The 17,694-nt window shown below is 67.3% G+C and carries 15 protein-coding genes and 1 riboswitch; of the genes, 8 read left to right on the forward strand and 7 right to left on the reverse strand.

All coding sequences use genetic code 11. The features are described 5' to 3' along the window. Positions 1-48 precede the first annotated feature (48 nt). The 7 genes from BM365_RS08040 to ilvD all read right to left on the reverse strand — a co-directional run bounded on the left by BM365_RS08040 (position 49) and on the right by ilvD (position 8,424). Positions 49-1,932: a sulfotransferase gene (locus BM365_RS08040; protein WP_093488119.1), complete on the reverse strand. Its 1,884-nt coding sequence runs from the start codon at positions 1,930-1,932 to the stop codon at positions 49-51. Positions 1,933-1,989: 57 nt separating this feature from the next. After that, complete coding sequence (locus tag BM365_RS08045; RefSeq protein ID WP_093489600.1) at positions 1,990-2,682, reverse strand: ion channel; 693 nt, start codon at positions 2,680-2,682, stop codon at positions 1,990-1,992. 16 nt (positions 2,683-2,698) lie between these two features. Next, positions 2,699-2,866: a hypothetical protein gene (locus BM365_RS17985; protein ID WP_175502053.1), complete on the reverse strand. Its 168-nt coding sequence runs from the start codon at positions 2,864-2,866 to the stop codon at positions 2,699-2,701. Further along, entirely contained in the window at positions 2,863-3,462 is a 600-nt protein-coding gene (locus tag BM365_RS08050) for a DUF4136 domain-containing protein (RefSeq protein WP_093488121.1), read from the reverse strand. The genes BM365_RS17985 and BM365_RS08050 overlap by 4 nt, the downstream gene beginning before the upstream one ends. A gap of 102 nt (positions 3,463-3,564) precedes the next feature. Beyond that, a complete protein-coding gene (gene thiC, locus BM365_RS08055; RefSeq protein ID WP_093488123.1) occupies positions 3,565-5,451 on the reverse strand; it encodes a phosphomethylpyrimidine synthase ThiC in 1,887 nt (628 codons plus the stop codon). Positions 5,452-5,599: 148 nt separating this feature from the next. Beyond that, positions 5,600-5,700: riboswitch (TPP riboswitch) on the reverse strand. 32 nt (positions 5,701-5,732) lie between these two features. After that, positions 5,733-6,575 carry a phosphate/phosphite/phosphonate ABC transporter substrate-binding protein gene (locus BM365_RS08060; protein WP_158253536.1) on the reverse strand — a complete coding sequence of 281 codons (843 nt, stop codon included), beginning with the start codon at positions 6,573-6,575 and terminating at the stop codon, positions 5,733-5,735. Positions 6,576-6,582: 7 nt separating this feature from the next. Continuing rightward, positions 6,583-8,424 (reverse strand): dihydroxy-acid dehydratase, encoded by a 1,842-nt coding sequence (ilvD, locus tag BM365_RS08065; protein WP_093488127.1) that lies wholly within the window; start codon positions 8,422-8,424, stop codon positions 6,583-6,585. 366 nt (positions 8,425-8,790) lie between these two features. Here ilvD and ilvC point away from each other — a divergent pair, with 366 nt between their 5' ends. The 8 genes from ilvC (at position 8,791) to leuB (ending at position 17,683) form a co-directional block, all read left to right on the forward strand. After that, positions 8,791-9,798: a ketol-acid reductoisomerase gene (gene ilvC / locus BM365_RS08070; protein ID WP_093488129.1), complete on the forward strand. Its 1,008-nt coding sequence runs from the start codon at positions 8,791-8,793 to the stop codon at positions 9,796-9,798. Further along, a complete protein-coding gene (gene ilvG / locus BM365_RS08075) occupies positions 9,795-11,543 on the forward strand; it encodes an acetolactate synthase 2 catalytic subunit (protein ID WP_093488131.1) in 1,749 nt (582 codons plus the stop codon). The genes ilvC and ilvG overlap by 4 nt, the downstream gene beginning before the upstream one ends. Then, on the forward strand, positions 11,527-11,799 hold the full coding sequence (locus BM365_RS08080) for an ACT domain-containing protein (RefSeq protein WP_093488133.1): 273 nt from the start codon (positions 11,527-11,529) through the stop codon (positions 11,797-11,799). Before ilvG ends, BM365_RS08080 begins: the two co-directional genes overlap by 17 nt. A 72-nt stretch (positions 11,800-11,871) precedes the next feature. Beyond that, positions 11,872-13,005 (forward strand): threonine dehydratase, encoded by a 1,134-nt coding sequence (locus tag BM365_RS08085; protein WP_093488135.1) that lies wholly within the window; start codon positions 11,872-11,874, stop codon positions 13,003-13,005. Continuing rightward, the gene (locus BM365_RS08090) at positions 13,002-14,555 is read left to right on the forward strand and encodes a 2-isopropylmalate synthase (protein WP_093488137.1); all 1,554 of its coding nucleotides are present in this window, start codon (positions 13,002-13,004) and stop codon (positions 14,553-14,555) included. Before BM365_RS08085 ends, BM365_RS08090 begins: the two co-directional genes overlap by 4 nt. 47 nt (positions 14,556-14,602) lie before the next feature. Then, positions 14,603-16,024 carry a 3-isopropylmalate dehydratase large subunit gene (gene leuC, locus BM365_RS08095; RefSeq protein ID WP_093488139.1) on the forward strand — a complete coding sequence of 474 codons (1,422 nt, stop codon included), beginning with the start codon at positions 14,603-14,605 and terminating at the stop codon, positions 16,022-16,024. Beyond that, a complete protein-coding gene (leuD, locus tag BM365_RS08100) occupies positions 16,024-16,605 on the forward strand; it encodes a 3-isopropylmalate dehydratase small subunit (protein ID WP_093488141.1) in 582 nt (193 codons plus the stop codon). Before leuC ends, leuD begins: the two co-directional genes overlap by 1 nt. Then, entirely contained in the window at positions 16,595-17,683 is a 1,089-nt protein-coding gene (gene leuB, locus BM365_RS08105; RefSeq protein ID WP_093488143.1) for a 3-isopropylmalate dehydrogenase, read from the forward strand. Before leuD ends, leuB begins: the two co-directional genes overlap by 11 nt. The last annotated feature ends 11 nt before the right edge of the window (positions 17,684-17,694 follow it).

Here is a 17,694-nt window from a genome sequence, read left to right on the forward strand (position 1 = left end):
GGAACAGAAAGGCCGCCCTTGGGCGGCCTTTCTGTTTCTTGGTGTTTGTCATAGGCCTGCGGCGCGAGCGGCGCGGTCGATTGTCGTGCGCCACTTCGCCAAGCGCGGCTCGATGTCCGCCGCGTGCCGGCGCCACTTGTCCGGATCGGGTTGCGAGAGCGTATAGCGCGAGAGCGGTAGCTGCGCTCCCAACTCCCGGTCCCAGGACCAGCCGGCCCACTCACTGAGGCGGCGCGCCTCGCCCTGCGGATCGGCAAGGAAGCGGCCGTAATCGACCGACGTCCGGTCGTCCCCCGGCAGCGCGTCCAGATCGTCCAGCATGATGCGCGTGGCGGTTTCCCACTGGCGTGCCACGATCTCGCCGAGCGGTTGTCCGTTCAAGGCCTGCCAACCCGGCGTGAGCAGGAAAGACCATGTGGGACCCTTCCAGTCGGGCAACGTGTACATGCGGAACCGCCCCGACGTCCATCCGTCGATCATGCTGCCCCATACCTGCCGCGGGTCCCGGTGCAGATAGATGAATCTGGCGTCCGGGAACACCGCCTTCAGGAACGGAATGCGCAACGCGTTCTTCGGTGTCTTTTCCAGCATGCGCACGGCCGACCCACCCTCCGGCGTCCGGCCCTCGCGGTCGCGCAGCGCGTTCTGGAAGCGCCCCTGCAACTCCTGCACGACCGCAAGCGTGGCATCGTCCTCGCCAAGCTGGTTGGAGTGGTAACCCCGCTGTTCGGGCGCTAGACCATTCACGCCTTCGATCAGCTGGTGGCTCTCATCGCCGATCGTGTAGACCTGCGGCGCACCCGCGAGCGTTTCGAACAACAGCGTCGAACCCGATCGCGGCGGACTGACGATGAAGACGGGGCGCTCCAGTCGCGGCTTGGCCCGCGAGGACGCCGACGTCGTCACACGCGGCAGCGCAGGCGCATCGGGAACCGCTACCGCGCCCGCATGCACATCGGGCTGACCATGCACATCCATCTGCGCGGGTCGACTTTCATCGGACAACGCCATGTCGAAGACATGCGAATTCAGCGCATGCCAGAACCCGACGTCGTTGCGCAAGTCGATCTTGTCGGCGCCCAAGGCCAGCAGCTCCCGCTTGGCGGCCTCGAGCAGGGCCTGGTAGCGGGGTCGGCCCGCCACGTCCTCTCCGTAACACGCCCACAGGGCCTGCCAACGCCGGGAAAAGCGCAGCAGCGCGGCCTGGATCGCGCCCAATCTCGGGTCCGCCACGCTCTCGCCAAGCAGGAACACCATGTGCTCGCGAATTTCCCACGGCGACATCACCACCGGCGCGTTGATGTGCTCGAAATCGAGTTGCGCGCGCTTGCCCGGAACAGGCGGTTGCAGACGCGGGCGCCACTCCCCTTGGTAGGCCTGGCCGGGCGCACGCCCTTCGGAAAGCAGGTCCCAGAAACGCTCGCCGCCCACGGTGTCCGCCACCAGATGGATCCGCTGCGCATTGCCTTCGTTGAGCACGCGGTGGCGCCGCCACGTGTCGAAGATCCAGCACTCGCCGGCGCCCATGTTGATCTCGGCATCGCCGCACTGGAAACGGACGCCCGGCGTGGTGACGATCGGGATGTGCACGCGCATCCGTTCGCGCCAGTAGTAATTGATGTCGACGTGCGCCTTCACTTCCGCCTGGCCATTCAGGCGCATCAGGCGTGCACGCCCCCAGGTAGCACCGATCGTTTCCAACACCTGGCCCAGATAGGGACACCGTTCCAGCCAGGGCGTGGGGCGCATGTGCCCTGAAAGCGCATCGCTGGTGGGGTCGCCGTCGGTCGTGATCAGGGTCAGCGCGCTATTGCCATCATCCCGCGTCGTCCGGCCTCGCCACGCACTCTCTTCGATCGCCGCAACCTCGGCCAGGAGGGCGGCGGCGTCGAACTGGATGGGGAGCTGGATGAAAGGGACCTGCAGTTTCATGGGGGCTTCCGGAAGCGGGCGGTGTGGTACTTGCCCGCGGATGATACCGGCAGAGGCTCAGTCCCGGTCCCGTACGACCGGCTTGATGCGCAGCATCGTCAGGCCGATCAGGCGCGACACGACAACGGCGATGTACATCACGCCGGCAAACTGCTCGAGCATCACCAACGCCCGGGCCTGCGGCAGGATCGGCACCACGTCGCTCAGGCCGACGCCCGAGAGCAGGCTGAAGCTCAGGAACAGCAGTTCCATCCAACTGCGCGCCGAGGTGGGGTCCACGGCGGCCGTGAAGCTACCCGGGTACCACTGTTGGCATACGGAAAACGCAAATGCGAACGCCCAGGCGAGCAGCGTGAACGTGGCGCCGGCGGCGAACAGTTCGTCGCTGGTGACCGAATGGTCCTGCAGCATGTAGGAGATCAGGCTGCCGGCCGTATAGAAGTACAAGCCGCTCTCCAGCAAGTGGGCATAGATGCCCAGCGAGGGTAAATCGAACAGGGCCGCCGACACCGACAGCAGCACCGATGGCACGGCAAGCGACCAGGCGATCCAGTTCACCGCCGCACTGCGATTGACCACCCACAGGGCCAGCGCGAGCACCAGGATGCCGAACGCGCCGAACAATGCACGGCCCGCCTGAGTGTCTTCCATCACGGGGTACAGCAGGATGCCCGCCAGCTGCACGATCAACAGAAAAGCGCAGGGATGACGCCGCGCCGTGACCAGCCAGCGTAGCCACGCCAAGGGCATCGTCATGCGGCAGCCTTCATTTGAAGTGGTAGACCAGCGCGTAGTAGACCACGTAGACCCACGACAGCACGCCGTGGATCACCGCCCACAGCAGCGACTTGTTGGCGCTCCAGGAGATGGTGATCGCCAGCGCCGTGCCGAAGCCGATACCCGCTTTCGCGATACCGCTGCCGCTACCCTTCATGGCGTCACCGCCGCGGTGCCGCTGCCGGCACGGTACGGATAGCGCAGGAAAATCTCCGCGACAGCCGCATCGATCTTCGCGCCACGCTCCTCAGGCTTGGTGCGGCCGACGCGGCCGACTGCGACGCCCGTCCAGACCAGGCGATTCTGCTTCGCGTCCACCAGATCCACGTTGAGCGTACCCTCGGTGTACTTGTAGACGTCGGTACGGTCGCGCCAGTACGGCACGGCGAAGTACCGCCGCGCGCGGTAGCTGTAGTAGTAGTCGTAGTCGACTTCCGGCGTGCTCACTACGTCGGTTTTTTCCTGCATGTACGCGTTGAGGTTCACCCACAGGTCGGGCGACTTCTCGTCATACACGTAGCCTCGCGCCTCCATCTGCGCACGCGCCGCGTCCTTGGTGCGCCCGCTGGTCAGCGTGGCGTAGCCTTGGCTTTCGATCGCCAGCGGTGTGTAGAACGCAAACGTGCGGTACTGGGTGAAGTTGGCGGATGGGTCGACGTCGCTGGTGACGCGCGGGCCGGTGGCGCAGGCCGCCAGCACGAGCGTGGCGGCCAGCAACAGAGTGCGGCAGGTCAGGCGGGCGATCAGGGTCATGGCAGGTCTCCGGAAGTTCGGTGCGGGCCGCCACCCATGGCGGCCCGTTTCCCTCTTCTACGCAGTCCCGGGTCGATCCGTCGCACGGATCCGCCCCCCGGTTCAGCCTTGACGATACACCTGCGCGCCCTGGGCGAGGAACTCCGCCGACTTCTCCGCCATGCCGTCGGCCAACGCCTGCTGCTCGTCCACGCCGTGCTCTGCCGCGTAGTCGCGCACGTCCTGGGTGATCTTCATGCTGCAGAAGTGCGGGCCGCACATGCTGCAGAAGTGCGCCAGCTTGTGCGCGTCCTTGGGCAGGGTCTCGTCGTGGAACTCCTTGGCCTTCTCCGGATCCAGGCCGAGATGAAACTGGTCCTCCCAGCGGAATTCGAATCTTGCCTTGCTCAGTGCGTTGTCGCGGACTTGGGCACCGGGGTGGCCCTTGGCCAGGTCGGCCGCGTGGGCCGCGATCTTGTACGCCATGATGCCGTCGCGCACATCCTGGCGGTTGGGTAGGCCCAGGTGCTCCTTCGGCGTCACGTAACAGAGCATCGCCGTGCCGTACCAGCCGATCATCGCCGCACCGATCGCGCTGGTGATGTGGTCGTAGCCCGGCGCGATGTCGGTGGTCAGCGGTCCCAGCGTGTAGAACGGCGCCTCGCCGCATTCGCGCAGCTGCTTGTCCATGTTTTCCTTGATCAGCTGCATCGGCACGTGACCGGGGCCTTCGATCATGCATTGCACGTCGTGCTTCCACGCGATCTTGGTCAGCTCACCGAGCGCTTCCAGCTCGCCGAACTGCGCGGCGTCGTTGGCATCGGCAATGCAGCCGGGGCGCAGACCGTCACCCAGCGAGAAGGCCACGTCGTAGGCCTTCATGATGTCGCAGATGTCTTCAAAGTGCGTGTAGAGGAAGTTTTCCTTGTGGTGCGCCAGGCACCACTTGGCCATGATCGAGCCGCCGCGCGAGACGATGCCGGTCACGCGCTTGGCCGTCAGCGGCACGTGGCGCAGCAGTACGCCAGCGTGGATGGTGAAGTAATCCACGCCCTGCTCGGCCTGTTCGATCAGCGTGTCGCGGAAAATTTCCCACGTCAGCGCCTCGGCGCGGCCATCGACCTTCTCCAGCGCCTGGTAGATCGGTACCGTGCCGATCGGCACCGGCGAGTTGCGGATGATCCACTCGCGCGTCTCATGGATGTGCTTGCCGGTAGACAGGTCCATCACCGTGTCGCCGCCCCAGCGGATCGACCACACCAGTTTCTCCACTTCCTCGGCGATGCCCGAGGACACTGCCGAGTTGCCGATGTTGGCGTTGATCTTGGTCAGGAAGTTGCGGCCGATGATCATCGGCTCGCTTTCCGGATGGTTGATGTTGTTCGGCAGGATCGCGCGTCCGCGCGCGATCTCGTCGCGGACGAATTCCGGCGTGATGAACTTCTGGATGTTCGCGCCGAAACTCTCGCCCGGATGCTGCGACAGCAGGTGCGCCTCGCGCACGGCGTCGAGCCGCTGGTTCTCGCGGATCGCGACGTACTCCATCTCCGGGGTGATGATGCCGCGCCTGGCGTAGTGCATCTGACTGACGTTCGCGCCCGCCTTGGCCCGGCGTGGCAACACGCGGCTGGGGAAACGCACGGCATCGAGCTTGGCATCGTGCTCGCGCGCGCGACCGAAATCCGAACTCAGCGCGGAAAGCTCCTCGGTGTCGCCGCGCTCCTCGATCCACTTCGCGCGCAACGCCGGCAGGCCCGCGGCCAGGTCGATGCGGGCATCGGGATCGGTGTAGGGGCCCGAGGTGTCGTACACCGTGACCGGCGGGTTCGTTTCGCCGCCGAAGATGGTCGGCGTCTGCGTCAGCGCGATCTCGCGCATCGGCACCTGCAGGTCCGCGCGCGAGCCTTCGACGAAGATCTTCCGCGAGCCCGGGATCGGGCGCGTCACGGACTCGGAGAGCTGTCCGGTCTGTTGCAGCAGATCGGCGGCGGGCTTGGGAATGGCATTCATCGGCTTCGTCCTTTTTGAATCCCCGCACATGGATGTGCGGGCTCTTGCGAGGGATTCGCATAATGGGACGCGAGGATTCGCATCACGGACGAAGCGGCGGCGCGGCGGCGGACGGATCCCAGGCCCACGGAGGGCGACACGGCAACACGGCGCATCCTGCGAAGCTTCCCTACGCCGGTCTCAACCGGATCAGGTTCGAAGGGTCTGTCTCAATCACCGGCCAGACCGGCGATACCCCCGCTTCGGCGCGAATTAGACCACAACAATGTCGCTGGGCGTATTCAGTCGAGCAGTGCGGGCGTCAGCAAGCCGGCGGACGCAGGAACGAAGATCGTCGCATCCCCGAACTCCGGCCAGCCCACGCGCAACGCGGCCACCACCGACGGGGCTTCGTCATGGGCTTCAAGCAGCCAGGCCGCGAACTGCTGGCACGGCACGTCGGCCGCGGGGCGGCACAGCAGCGGGCCGGGTGGAATGGGGTCGGAGCGCCAGAGTTCGACCACGCCGGCCGGGCGCCCTGCGTCATAAACATCCGCCGCCAGCGCGGCCACATCCGCGCGACCGCTCGCCACGGCGTCCAGGGCCGCCGCATGTGAGCCGGCATACGCGAGTCGACTGAAGGCCTTTGCAGGCTCCAGACCGCGGCGGCGCAGTTCGCGCACCGGCACGAAACCACCGGAGGCCGAATCGCGGCCGACGAGCACCAGGCGCAGGGTCTTCGCCTGCCGTTCCAGCTCACCCGGCGCCTCCAGTCCTTGCCGGGCGATGAGCACGGCGCGGTAGCGGTCCGCCTGCAGCGCCGGCACCTGCGGCACGGGCAGGGTCGTCAGCGTTTCGCTAGCGCGCCGCGCCTGCAGGTACCCATGCAGGTTGGGTACGGCCACGTCGACGTCACCACGCCGCAGCGCATCGACGAGCGCAGTCGGCGAGTCGAACAGGCGGAGCTGCACCGGGTGCCGCGCGCGTAGCCCCAGATAGTCGGCCAAGGGTTGGATCGCCGCCGCCCGGTCGCGTTGCGGATAAGCGTAGGTCGCAATCACCCACGGCCGCGGCGGCGTCTCCTGCGCCCACGCGGGCAGGACGGACAGCAGCGACAGGACGACGAACAGGAAGACGCGGGTCATCCCGCTATCAGACACCATCCAGCAACTGCTTGTCGCGTACCGCACCCTTGTCGGCACTGGTCGCGAGCAGGGCGTACGCCTTCAATGCGGTGCTGACCTTGCGCGTACGCGGTTGCGCCGGCTTCCAGCCCTTCACGTCCTGCTCGGCGCGGCGCACCGCCAGTTCGTCGTCGGAGACCAGCAGCGCGATGGCACGCTGCGGAATATCGATGCGGATGCGGTCGCCATCGCGCACCAGGCCGATCGCACCGCCCGCGGCGGCTTCCGGCGATGCATGACCGATAGACAGGCCGGAGGTGCCGCCCGAGAACCGGCCATCGGTCAGCAGCGCGCACTGCTTCCCGAGCCCTTTCGATTTCAGGTAGCTGGTCGGGTACAGCATCTCCTGCATGCCGGGCCCACCCTTGGGGCCTTCGTAACGGATGACGACCACGTCGCCCGCCTTGACCTCGTCGCCGAGGATGCCGGCCACCGCCGCGTCCTGGCTTTCGAACACGCGCGCGGTACCTTCGAAGACATGGATCGACTCGTCCACGCCCGCGGTCTTCACCACGCAGCCGTCGCGGGCGATGTTGCCGTAGAGCACCGCCAGGCCGCCCTCCTGCGAGAACGCATGCTCGACACTGCGGATGCACCCTTCGGCACGATCGGTGTCCAGCGACGGCCAGCGCGTGGCCTGGCTGAAGGCCACCTGGGTGGGGATGCCGGCCGGACCCGCCTTGTAGAAAGTCGTGACCGCGTCATCGTCGTTGGTCGTGACGTCCCACTTCGCGATTGCATCGCCGAGCGACTTCGCGTGTACGGTGGCGACCCCGGTATGCAGCAGGCCGCCGCGCGCCAGTTCGCCTAGGATCGCCATGATGCCGCCGGCGCGGTGCACGTCCTCGATGTGGTACTTCTGCGTGTTCGGCGCCACCTTGCACAACTGCGGCACGCGTCGCGACAGGCGATCGATGTCGCGCATGTCGAACGGCACCTCGCCCTCCTGCGCCGCAGCCAGCAAATGCAGGATGGTGTTGGTGGAACCGCCCATCGCGATGTCCAGCGTCATCGCGTTCTCGAATGCCTCGAACGTGGCGATGCCGCGCGGCAACGCCGTCGCGTCTTCACCACCGTACCAACGGTGGCACAGCTCGACGGCCAGCACGCCGGCGCGCTTGAACAGTTTTTCGCGATCGGCATGGGTCGCGACCACGGTGCCGTTGCCCGGCAGCGACAGGCCGAGCGCTTCGGTCAGGCAGTTCATCGAGTTGGCGGTGAACATGCCGCTGCAGGAGCCGCAGGTGGGGCACGCGCTGCGCTCGACCGCCGCGACTTCCTCATCGGACACGTTCGGGTCGGCCGCCATCACCATCGCATCGACCAGATCGAGCTTGTGGTCGGCCAGTCGCGTCTTGCCCGCTTCCATCGGCCCGCCGGACACGAACACGGTGGGGATGTTGAGGCGCAACGCCGCCATCAGCATGCCGGGGGTGATCTTGTCGCAGTTGGAGATGCACACCAGCGCGTCGGCGCAATGTGCGTTGACCATGTACTCGACCGAGTCGGCGATCACTTCGCGCGACGGCAGCGAGTACAGCATGCCGTCGTGGCCCATCGCGATGCCGTCGTCGACGGCGATGGTGTCGAACTCCTTGGCGACCCCGCCGACCCGTTCGATTTCACGTGCAACCAATTGCCCCAGATCCTTCAGGTGCACATGCCCTGGAACGAATTGGGTGAAGGAGTTGGCCACCGCGACGATGGGCTTGTGGAAGTCCTCGTCCTTCATGCCGGTCGCGCGCCACAGCGCACGGGCACCGGCCATGTTGCGGCCATGGGTGGAGGTCTTGGAACGGTATTCGGGCATGGAAACAGCCGACGTTGCGACAGCGTGGGGAGCCTGATTCTGCGGCGTTTTCTAGGTTTCAGTTGCAACCATCTCGACTGAAATCATCCGATCGTCGCAAACGACGGAAAAGCGCTTGACACGGTTTGGAGCGGCATGTTTCTCTTGCCGCATGTTGCAACGCCACACGCCCACGACGAACGACCCCACCGCATCCGCTGCGGCGTCTTTCCTCGTACTCGTCCTTATTACCTCGCCCACAAGTGCGGGACGGACCGGCGTGTAAGCAGCAGAAACGCCAGATTCGCAAAACCCCGCACTGAGAAGTGCGGGGTTTTTTGTTTAAGCCCCCTCGATTCCCCATCAACCCTCAGGAAAACCCGCGCCATGACCACCGCCAACGCTCTCCCGCATCCCAAGATCACCGTCGTCGGCTACGGCAGCCAGGGCCGCGCGCATGCGCTGAACCTGCGCGATTCCGGCTTCGACGTGACCGTCGGCCTGCGCCCGGGTGGCCCGACCGAAGCGAAGGCACAGGCCGACGGCTTCGTGGTGAAAGCGGTCGCCGACGCAGTGAAGGACGCCGACCTGGTCGCGGTGCTGACGCCGGACATGGTGCAGAAGAAGCTCTACGCCGACGTGCTGGCGCCGAACATGAAGCAGGGTGCCGTGCTGCTGTTCGCGCACGGCCTCAACGTCCACTTCGGCATGATCGAACCGCGCGCCGACCTGGACGTGGTGCTGGTGGCGCCGAAGGGCCCGGGCGCGCTGGTGCGTCGCGAATACGAAATCGGCCGTGGCGTGCCCTGCATCTACGCCATCTACCAGGACAAGAGCGGCCAGGCCGAGCAGTTTGCTCTGGCCTACGCCGGCGGCCTGGGCGGCGCACGTGCCAACATCATCAAGACCACGTTCAAGGAAGAGACCGAAACCGACCTGTTCGGCGAGCAGGCCGTGCTGTGCGGCGGCGCCTCGTCGCTGGTGCAGGCCGGCTTCGAGACGCTGGTGGAAGCCGGCTATCAGCCCGAGATCGCGTACTACGAAGTGCTGCACGAGCTGAAGCTGATCGTCGACCTGTTCTACGAAGGCGGCATCACCCGCATGCTGGAGTTCATCTCCGAGACCGCGCAGTACGGCGACTTCGTCAGCGGCCCGCGCGTCATCGACGCCTCGGTGAAGGCGCGCATGAAGGACGTGCTGACCGACATCCAGAACGGCACCTTCACCCGCAACTGGCAGGCCGAGTACGACGCGGGCCTGCCGAACTACAAGAAGTTCCAGCAGGCCGACAAGGACCACCCGATCGAGAAGGTCGGCAAGGAACTGCGCGCGAAGATGGTGTGGCTGCAGGCCAATGCCGCGCAACCCGATACAGACGAGCAGGCCGCCGCATGAACGCCGCCGCGGCCACTGCCCCACGCAATGGCGCCCGCTGGCTGGCCCACGCCCTGGAAGCCGAGGGCGTGGACACGCTGTTCGGCTATCCCGGCGGCACCATCATGCCGTTCTACGACGCACTGGTAGACTCCAACCTCAAGCACATCCTGGTACGCCATGAGCAGGGCGCGGCGCTGGCCGCGAACGGGTACGCCCGCGCCAGCGGCAAGGTGGGCGTGTGCGTGGCCACCTCCGGCCCCGGCGCGTCCAACCTGGTGACCGGCATCGCCGATGCGATGCTGGACTCGGTGCCGATGGTCTGCCTGACCGGCCAGGTCGCCACCACGCTGATGGGCACCGACGCGTTCCAGGAACTGGACGTGTTCGGCCTGACCCTGCCGATCGTGAAGCACAGCTTCGTCGCCCGGCGCGTGGACGACCTGCCGGAGATGGTGCGCGAAGCCTTCCGCATCGCGCGCGAGGGCCGCCCCGGCCCGGTGCTGATCGACCTGCCGAAAGACGTGCAGATGTCCGACGCCTCGCATCTGCCCGACCATGTGCCGGCCAGCGTCGATCCGATCTCGGCACCGGAAGACGCGAGGCTGGCCGATGCGCTGGCCGCCATCGCCGGCGCCGAGAAGCCGGTCATCTACGGGGGCGGCGGCATCGGCATTGCCGACGCGGTGGACGCGTTCCGCCAGTTCGTCGATGCGACGAAGATCCCTACCGTGCTGACGCTGCGCGGCTTGGGCGCGCTGCCCGCCAACCATCCGCATTACCTCGGCATGCTGGGCATGCACGGCACCCGCGCGGCCAACATGGCGGTGCAGGAATCGGACCTGCTGATCGTGGTCGGCGCGCGCTTCGACGACCGCGCCACCGGCAAGCTGGCCGAGTTCGCCCCGTTCGCCCGCGTGCTGCACGTGGACGCCGACGCTTACGAGATCGGCAAGCTGCGCACGGCCGACATCGCCGTTCCCGGCGACGTGGGCGCCAGCCTGAAGGCGCTGACGGCGGCACGCAGCACCTGCGATGAATGGCGCAAGCGCTGCGTGGGCAATCGCGAGCGTTTCGGCTTCCGCTACGACGCGCCTGGCAGCGACATCTACGCACCCGGCCTGCTGAAGCGGCTGAGCGAAGTCGCGCCGGCCGACGCGATCATCGCGTGCGACGTGGGCCAGCACCAGATGTGGGTGGCACAGCACTGCAAGTTCACCCACCCGCGCAACCACCTGACCAGCGGCGCGCTGGGCACGATGGGCTTCGGCCTGCCCGCGGCGATGGGCGCGCAGTTCGCCTGTCCGGACCGCACCGTCATCCTGGTCAACGGCGATGGCGGCTTCATGATGAACGTGCAGGAGCTGGCGACCATTGCCCGCTGCAAGCTGCCGGTGAAGATCGTACTGATCGACAACAGCGCACTGGGCATGGTGCGGCAGTGGCAGGAACTGTTCTTCGCCGAGCGCTACAGCGAGATCGATCTGTCCGACAACCCGGATTTCGCCGCGCTGGCGCGCGTGTTCGGCATCCCGGCGCGCCACATCGACCTGCGCGACGAGGTCGAGGACGCGTTGGCCGACCTGCTGGCACAGCCCGGGCCCGCCCTGTTGCACGTCACCATCGACATCAAGGCGAACGTCTGGCCGCTGGTGCCGCCGAACCACGCCAACAGTTCGATGCTGGATGCCAATCCCGCGAAACCATCCGCCGAGCCTGCCGTCGCGGCCGACGGCACGGAGAAAAAGAATGCGTTACCGGCTTGAACTCAAGCTCAAACCCGCGGAGGGCGCCCTGCTGCGCGTGCTGGGCATGATCGAGCGCCGTGGCTTTCCGCCGCACGCGGTGCATGCCACCCACGACGGCGAAGGCTATTGGGCACTGGCGCTGGTGATCGACAGCACCCGCGCGCCGGAGACGCTGCGCCAGCAACTGCTGAAAATCTACGATGTCGAGGAACTGTCCTTCAGCGCCGTGCAGGAACTGAGCCGGGATCGTCGCCCCCAGGACCGCGCCGCATGAAAGCCGCACCCGCCAACGCGGTCGTCGCGGTCCGGAGGCGTCTTCTTCGACATCAGCCGTTCGCGTGCCGCGATGCCTGATGCCGGCCGCGCCCCCGCCAGCAACGAACCGGACGTAGGCGACGTCGTCGTCACCGTGGCCGACGTACTGGCGGCGCAGGCGCGGCTGCGTCGTTACCTGCCGCCCACCCCGCTGCACCATGCGGAACGCTTCGGCGTGATGCTGAAGCTGGAGAACCTGCAGCGCACGGGTTCCTACAAGGTCCGCGGCGCGTTGAACGCGCTGCTGGCCGCCCGCGAGCGCGGCGACCGTCGTCCCGTGATCGCCGCGTCGGCCGGCAATCATGCGCAGGGCCTGGCCTGGGCTGCATACCGCCTGGGCGTGCAGGCCATCACGGTGATGCCGCATGGCGCACCGGAAACCAAGATCGCCGGTGTCGCGCACTGGGGCGCCACCGTGCGCCAGCACGGCGACAGCTACGACGAAGCCTTCGCCTTCGCGAAGGAACTGGCCGAGCAGAATGGCTACCGCTTCCTGTCCGCCTTCGACGATCCGGACGTGATCGCGGGCCAGGGCACGGTCGGCATCGAGATCGCACCGTACACCCCGGATGTCGTCATCGTGCCGATCGGCGGTGGCGGGCTGGCCTCGGGCGTGGCGCTGGCGCTGAAATCGCAAGGCGTGCGCGTGGTCGGCGCGCAGGTCGAAGGCGTGGATTCCATGATCCGCGCGATGAAGGGCGACACCGCACCGAAGGATCCCGTCGCCTCGCTGGCCGATGGCGTCCGGGTGAAGGTGCCCGGCTTCATCACCCGTCGCCTGTGCACGCAGTTGCTGGACGACGTGGTGACCGTGCGCGAAGCCGAACTGCGCGAAACGCTGGTGCGGTTGGCGCTGGAAGAAAACCTGATCGCCGAAGGCGCCGGCGCGCTAGCGCTGGCCGCGGGCCGGCGCGTGGCCGGCAAGCGCAAATGCGCCGTGGTGTCGGGCGGCAACATCGACGCCACCGTGCTGGCACAGCTGCTGTCCGACGTGCGGCCGCGTCCGCCGCGCAAGCCGCGCCGCCGCAATGCCGAGGGCGAGCCCTCGCCTGCCAAGGGCCGCGCACCACGCGCGGCCACGACCCTTTCCCCTGCAAAGACCGGTGCGCGCCGATTCGAAGCGCCCATCACGGAAACAGAAGTACACGAGGAACCCATCTGGTGAACACGCCAACCCATCCTTCCCCGACGCAGATCCGCATCTTCGACACGACGTTGCGCGATGGCGAGCAATCCCCCGGCTGCAGCATGACGCCGCAACAGAAGCTGGTCATGGCGCGCGGCCTGGCCGACCTGGGCGTGGACGCGATCGAGACCGGCTTCCCGGCGAGCTCGCAGTCCGACCGCGAAGCGCATGCGCTGATCGCCCGCGAGCTGCGCGACACCACGCTGGTCGTGCTGTCGCGCTGCCTGGCCACCGACATCGAGACCTCGCTGCGCACGGTGACCGCCGCCGCGAGGCCGCGGCTGCACCTGTTCCTGTCCACCAGCCCGCTGCATCGCGAGCACAAGCTGCGGATGAGCCGCGAACAGGTGCTGGAATCCATCGACAAGCACGTGCGCATGGCACGCGGCCATATCGACGACATCGAGTTCTCCGCCGAAGACGCGACCCGCACCGAGGAGGACTTCCTGCACGAGGCGATCGCCACCGCCATTTCCGCCGGCGCGACCACCATCAACCTGCCGGATACGGTGGGCTTCACCACGCCGGAAGAGATCCGCGGCATGTTCGAGCGCGCGATCGCCCGCGTGCCCGGTGCCGACAAAGTGGTGTTCAGCGCCCACTGCCACAACGACCTGGGGCTGGCGGTCGCGAACTCGCTGGCGGCCATCGAGGGCGGCGCGCGCCAGGTGGAAGGATCGATCAACGGCATCGGCGAACGCGCGGGCAACTGCGCCATCGAGGAGCTGGTGATGGCGCTGAAGGTCCGCAATGCCTTCTATAACCTGGATACGCGCATCGATACCCGCCGCATCGTGCCCACGTCGCAGCTGCTGTCGCGCCTGGTCGGCATGCCGGTCCAGCGCAACAAGGCCATCGTCGGCGCCAATGCGTTCGCCCACGAGTCCGGCATCCACCAGCACGGCATGCTGCGCCACCGCGGCACCTACGAGATCATGCAGCCGCAGGATGTGGGCTGGCCGTCGTCGCAGATGGTGCTGGGCCGCCACAGCGGCCGCGCCGCGGTGGAACAGCGCCTGCGTGCGCTGGGCTACTGGCTGGAAGAGGACGAACTGAAGCTGGTGTTCGAACAGTTCAAGACGCTGTGCGAGAAGCAGCGCGTAGTCGGCGATGCCGACCTGCAGGCACTGATGCAGGATGCCGCCGTCAGCGACGGTTATCGCCTGGCCTCGATGACCATCAGCGACGTGGGAAGCCGCGCCAACGCGCTGGTCGAGTTGTCCGACCCGGACGGCAACCGCGTCTCCGAGACCGCGCAGGGCAACGGACCGGTCGATGCGCTGTTCAGCGCATTGGCGGCCGCCACCGGCGTGCAGCTGCAGTTGGAGAGCTACCAGGTGCACAGCGTTGGCATCGGCGCGGACGCGCGTGGCGAAGCCAGCCTGTCGGTACGTTGCGACGGCGAGGAGTACGAAGGCACGGGCACCAGCAAGGACATCATCGAGGCCAGCGCGCTGGCCTGGCTGGATGTCGCCAACCGGCTGCTGCGCCAGCGCCGCGTCGAGAAGCAGGAAGCAGCGGCCGCCTGAAGCGCTACCCCGTTTTCCACCCCGTCCAACGCACCACCGGAATCCGCATGACCGCGCCACGCACCCTGTTCGACAAACTGTGGGAAGCCCACGTCGTCGTCCCCGAGACCGACGCAGCCCCCGCCGTGCTCTACATCGACCTGCACCTGATCCACGAGGTCACGTCGCCACAAGCCTTCACCGAGCTCAAGGCGCGTGGCCTGTCGCCGCGCCGCCCGGATCGCACGAAAGCGACGATGGACCATTCCACGCCCACCCTGCCGGCCGGCGCTGACGGCAAGCTGCCGTACTACACGAAGGCCGCCGAGACGCAGGTGGAAACATTGGCGCGCAACTGCGCCGACTACGGCATCGAACTGTTCGACATGGACTCGCCGAACCGCGGCATCGTCCATGTCATCGCCCCCGAGCAGGGCTTCACCCTGCCGGGCATGACCATCGTCTGCGGCGACAGCCACACCAGCACGCATGGCGCGTTCGGCTCGCTGGCCTTCGGCATCGGTACCAGCGAAGTCGGCCACGTGCTGGCCACGCAATGCCTGCTGCAGCGCCGGCCGAAGACGATGAGCATCACCGTCGACGGCACGCTCGCGCCCGGTGTCGGCGCGAAGGACATCGTGCTGCACGTGATCGGCAGGATCGGCGTCAACGGCGGCACCGGCCACGTGCTGGAGTTCCGCGGCAGCGCGATCGAGGCGCTGGACATGGAGCAGCGCATGACCCTGTGCAACATGTCCATCGAAGCCGGCGCGCGCGCCGGCATGGTCGCGCCCGACCAGACCACGCTCGACTGGGTGGCGAACACGCCGCGCGGCCCGAAGGGCGACGCCTTCGATACCGCCGTCGCCTACTGGAAGACGCTGCGCACCGACGAGGGCGCGGTGTTCGATGCGGAAGTCCGCGTGGATGCCGCCGAGATCCGCCCCACCCTGACCTGGGGCACGCATCCCGGCACTGCGATCGCGGTGGACGCGCCGATTCCGGCACCCGCCGATGCGGCGGACCAGAAGGGCCTGGACTACATGCGATTGAGCGCCGGCCATGCGGTGGCGGGCACGCCGGTGGACGTCGTGTTCGTCGGCTCGTGCACCAACGGCCGCCTGCGCGACATGCGCGAAGTCGCGCAGGTGTTGCGGGGCCGCAAGGTCGCAGCCGGAGTGCGTATGCTGGTCGTGCCGGGCTCGGAGATCGTCAAGCGCGAGGCCGAGGCCGAGGGCATCGACCGCATCGTGCGCGAGGCCGGCGCCGAATGGCGCGAGCCGGGTTGCTCGATGTGCATCGCGATGAACGGCGACCTGGTCGCGCCCGGCCAGCTGGCCGTGAGCACCAGCAACCGGAATTTCGAGGGCCGGCAAGGCCCCGGTGCGCGCACGCTGCTCGCATCGCCGCTGACGGCGGCGTGGGCCGCGGTGAATGGACACGTCAGCGATCCGCGCGAGCTGTTCGACGCACGCAAGGAGGTGGCGTGATGGCCGGCTTCCGCGAGTTGCGCTCGAAGAGCGTGCTGTTGGCGCAGTCCAACATCGATACCGATCAGATCATTCCCGCGCGCTTTCTCTCCACGACCGAGCGCGCCGGCCTGGGCAAGAATGCGTTCAACGATTGGCGCTGGCAGGCAGACGGCTCGCCGAATCCGGCGTTCCCGTTCAACCAGCCCGAGAACCAGGGCCGCAGCATCCTGCTCGCCGGCCGCAACTTCGGCTGCGGTTCCTCGCGCGAGCACGCCCCGTGGGCGCTGACCGATCTCGGCCTGCGCGCCATCGTCAGCAGCGAGATCGCCGACATCTTCCGCAACAACAGCCTGAAGAACGGCCTGCTGCCCATCGTGCTGCCCGAGGAGATCGTGCAGTCGCTGATGGAACGACCGGACGACGAGCTGACCATTGATGTCGCGGCGCGCGAACTGCGCGCACCCGACGGTTCCGTCTTCGGCTTCCCGCTGGATGCCTTCGCGCAGACCTGCCTGCTGGAAGGCGTGGACGAACTGGGCTACCTGCTGGCCCGCCATACCGATATCGAAACCTACGAGGCCACCCGCCATGCACGCTGACATCGCCGTACTGCCAGGGGACGGCATCGGTCCCGAAGTGACCGCCGCCGCCGTCAACGTGCTGCGCACGCTGGCGCGCCGCCACGGCCACAGCTTCGACTTCCACGAATACGACATCGGTGGCATCGCCATCGACCGCCACGGCGAACCGCTGCCGCAGGCGACGCTGCAGGGCTGCCAGCAGGCGAACGCCGTGCTGTTGGGCGCGGTCGGCGGACCGAAGTGGTCGGATCCGAACGCGAAGGTGCGCCCCGAGCAGGGCCTGCTGGCGCTGCGCAAGGGCCTGGGCCTGTTCGCCAACCTGCGACCGGTGCGTCCGCATCCGGCCGCGCTGAATGCATCGCCGATCAAGCCGCACCTGCTCACCGGCGTGGACATCGTGGTCGTGCGCGAACTCACCGGCGGCATCTACTTCGGCGAGAAGACCCGCGATGCGCGCGGCGCCAGCGACCTGTGCAGCTATTCGGTCACCGAGATCGAGCGCGTCGTGCGCAGTGCGTTCAAGTTGGCGCGCCAGCGCCGCAGCTATCTGGTGTCGGTGGACAAGGCCAACGTGCTGGAAACGTCACGCCTGTGGCGCGATGTCGCCTCGCGGATCGGCCGCGAGGAATTCCCCGACGTGAAACTGGAGCACCAGCTGGTCGATTCGATGGCGATGCACCTGCTGGCCAAGCCGCGCGAGTACGACGTGATCGTCACCGAGAACATGTTCGGCGACATCCTGACCGACGAAGCCTCGATGCTGGCCGGCTCGCTGGGCCTGCTGCCGTCCGCCTCGCTGGGCGACGGCAAGGTCGGGCTGTACGAACCCATCCACGGCTCCGCGCCGGACATCGCCGGCAAGGGGATCGCCAATCCCTACGCCACCATCCTCAGCTGCGCGCTGTTGCTGCGCCACTCGCTGGGCCTGCACGAAGAAGCCGACTGCATCGAACGCGCGGTGGACGCGGCATTGAATGCGCAGGTCTTCACCAACGACCTCGCCACCGGCGGCCGCGGCGTCTCCACGCAGGTCGCCGCCCAAGCCGTCATCGAGCAGATGCAGGCGCATTGCTATGTGGCGGACCTGCGCGACTGACCGGCGTTGAC

Origin of the sequence: Pseudoxanthomonas sp. YR558 (genome assembly GCF_900116385.1) — a bacterium.
GTDB lineage: Bacteria > Pseudomonadota > Gammaproteobacteria > Xanthomonadales > Xanthomonadaceae > Pseudoxanthomonas_A.

Coding starts and splice junctions, on each gene's coding strand:
- BM365_RS08050 (WP_093488121.1), bottom strand. CDS start 3,462: ATGACCCTGATCGCCCGCCTGACCTGCCGCACTCTGTTGCTGGCCGCC.
- ilvD (WP_093488127.1), bottom strand. CDS start 8,424: ATGCCCGAATACCGTTCCAAGACCTCCACCCATGGCCGCAACATGGCC.
- BM365_RS17985 (WP_175502053.1), bottom strand. CDS start 2,866: ATGAAGGGTAGCGGCAGCGGTATCGCGAAAGCGGGTATCGGCTTCGGC.
- ilvG (WP_093488131.1), top strand. CDS start 9,795: ATGAACGCCGCCGCGGCCACTGCCCCACGCAATGGCGCCCGCTGGCTG.
- ilvC (WP_093488129.1), top strand. CDS start 8,791: ATGACCACCGCCAACGCTCTCCCGCATCCCAAGATCACCGTCGTCGGC.
- leuD (WP_093488141.1), top strand. CDS start 16,024: ATGGCCGGCTTCCGCGAGTTGCGCTCGAAGAGCGTGCTGTTGGCGCAG.
- leuB (WP_093488143.1), top strand. CDS start 16,595: ATGCACGCTGACATCGCCGTACTGCCAGGGGACGGCATCGGTCCCGAA.
- BM365_RS08045 (WP_093489600.1), bottom strand. CDS start 2,682: ATGCCCTTGGCGTGGCTACGCTGGCTGGTCACGGCGCGGCGTCATCCC.
- BM365_RS08040 (WP_093488119.1), bottom strand. CDS start 1,932: ATGAAACTGCAGGTCCCTTTCATCCAGCTCCCCATCCAGTTCGACGCC.
- BM365_RS08060 (WP_158253536.1), bottom strand. CDS start 6,575: ATGACCCGCGTCTTCCTGTTCGTCGTCCTGTCGCTGCTGTCCGTCCTG.
- thiC (WP_093488123.1), bottom strand. CDS start 5,451: ATGAATGCCATTCCCAAGCCCGCCGCCGATCTGCTGCAACAGACCGGA.
- BM365_RS08080 (WP_093488133.1), top strand. CDS start 11,527: ATGCGTTACCGGCTTGAACTCAAGCTCAAACCCGCGGAGGGCGCCCTG.
- BM365_RS08085 (WP_093488135.1), top strand. CDS start 11,872: ATGCCTGATGCCGGCCGCGCCCCCGCCAGCAACGAACCGGACGTAGGC.
- leuC (WP_093488139.1), top strand. CDS start 14,603: ATGACCGCGCCACGCACCCTGTTCGACAAACTGTGGGAAGCCCACGTC.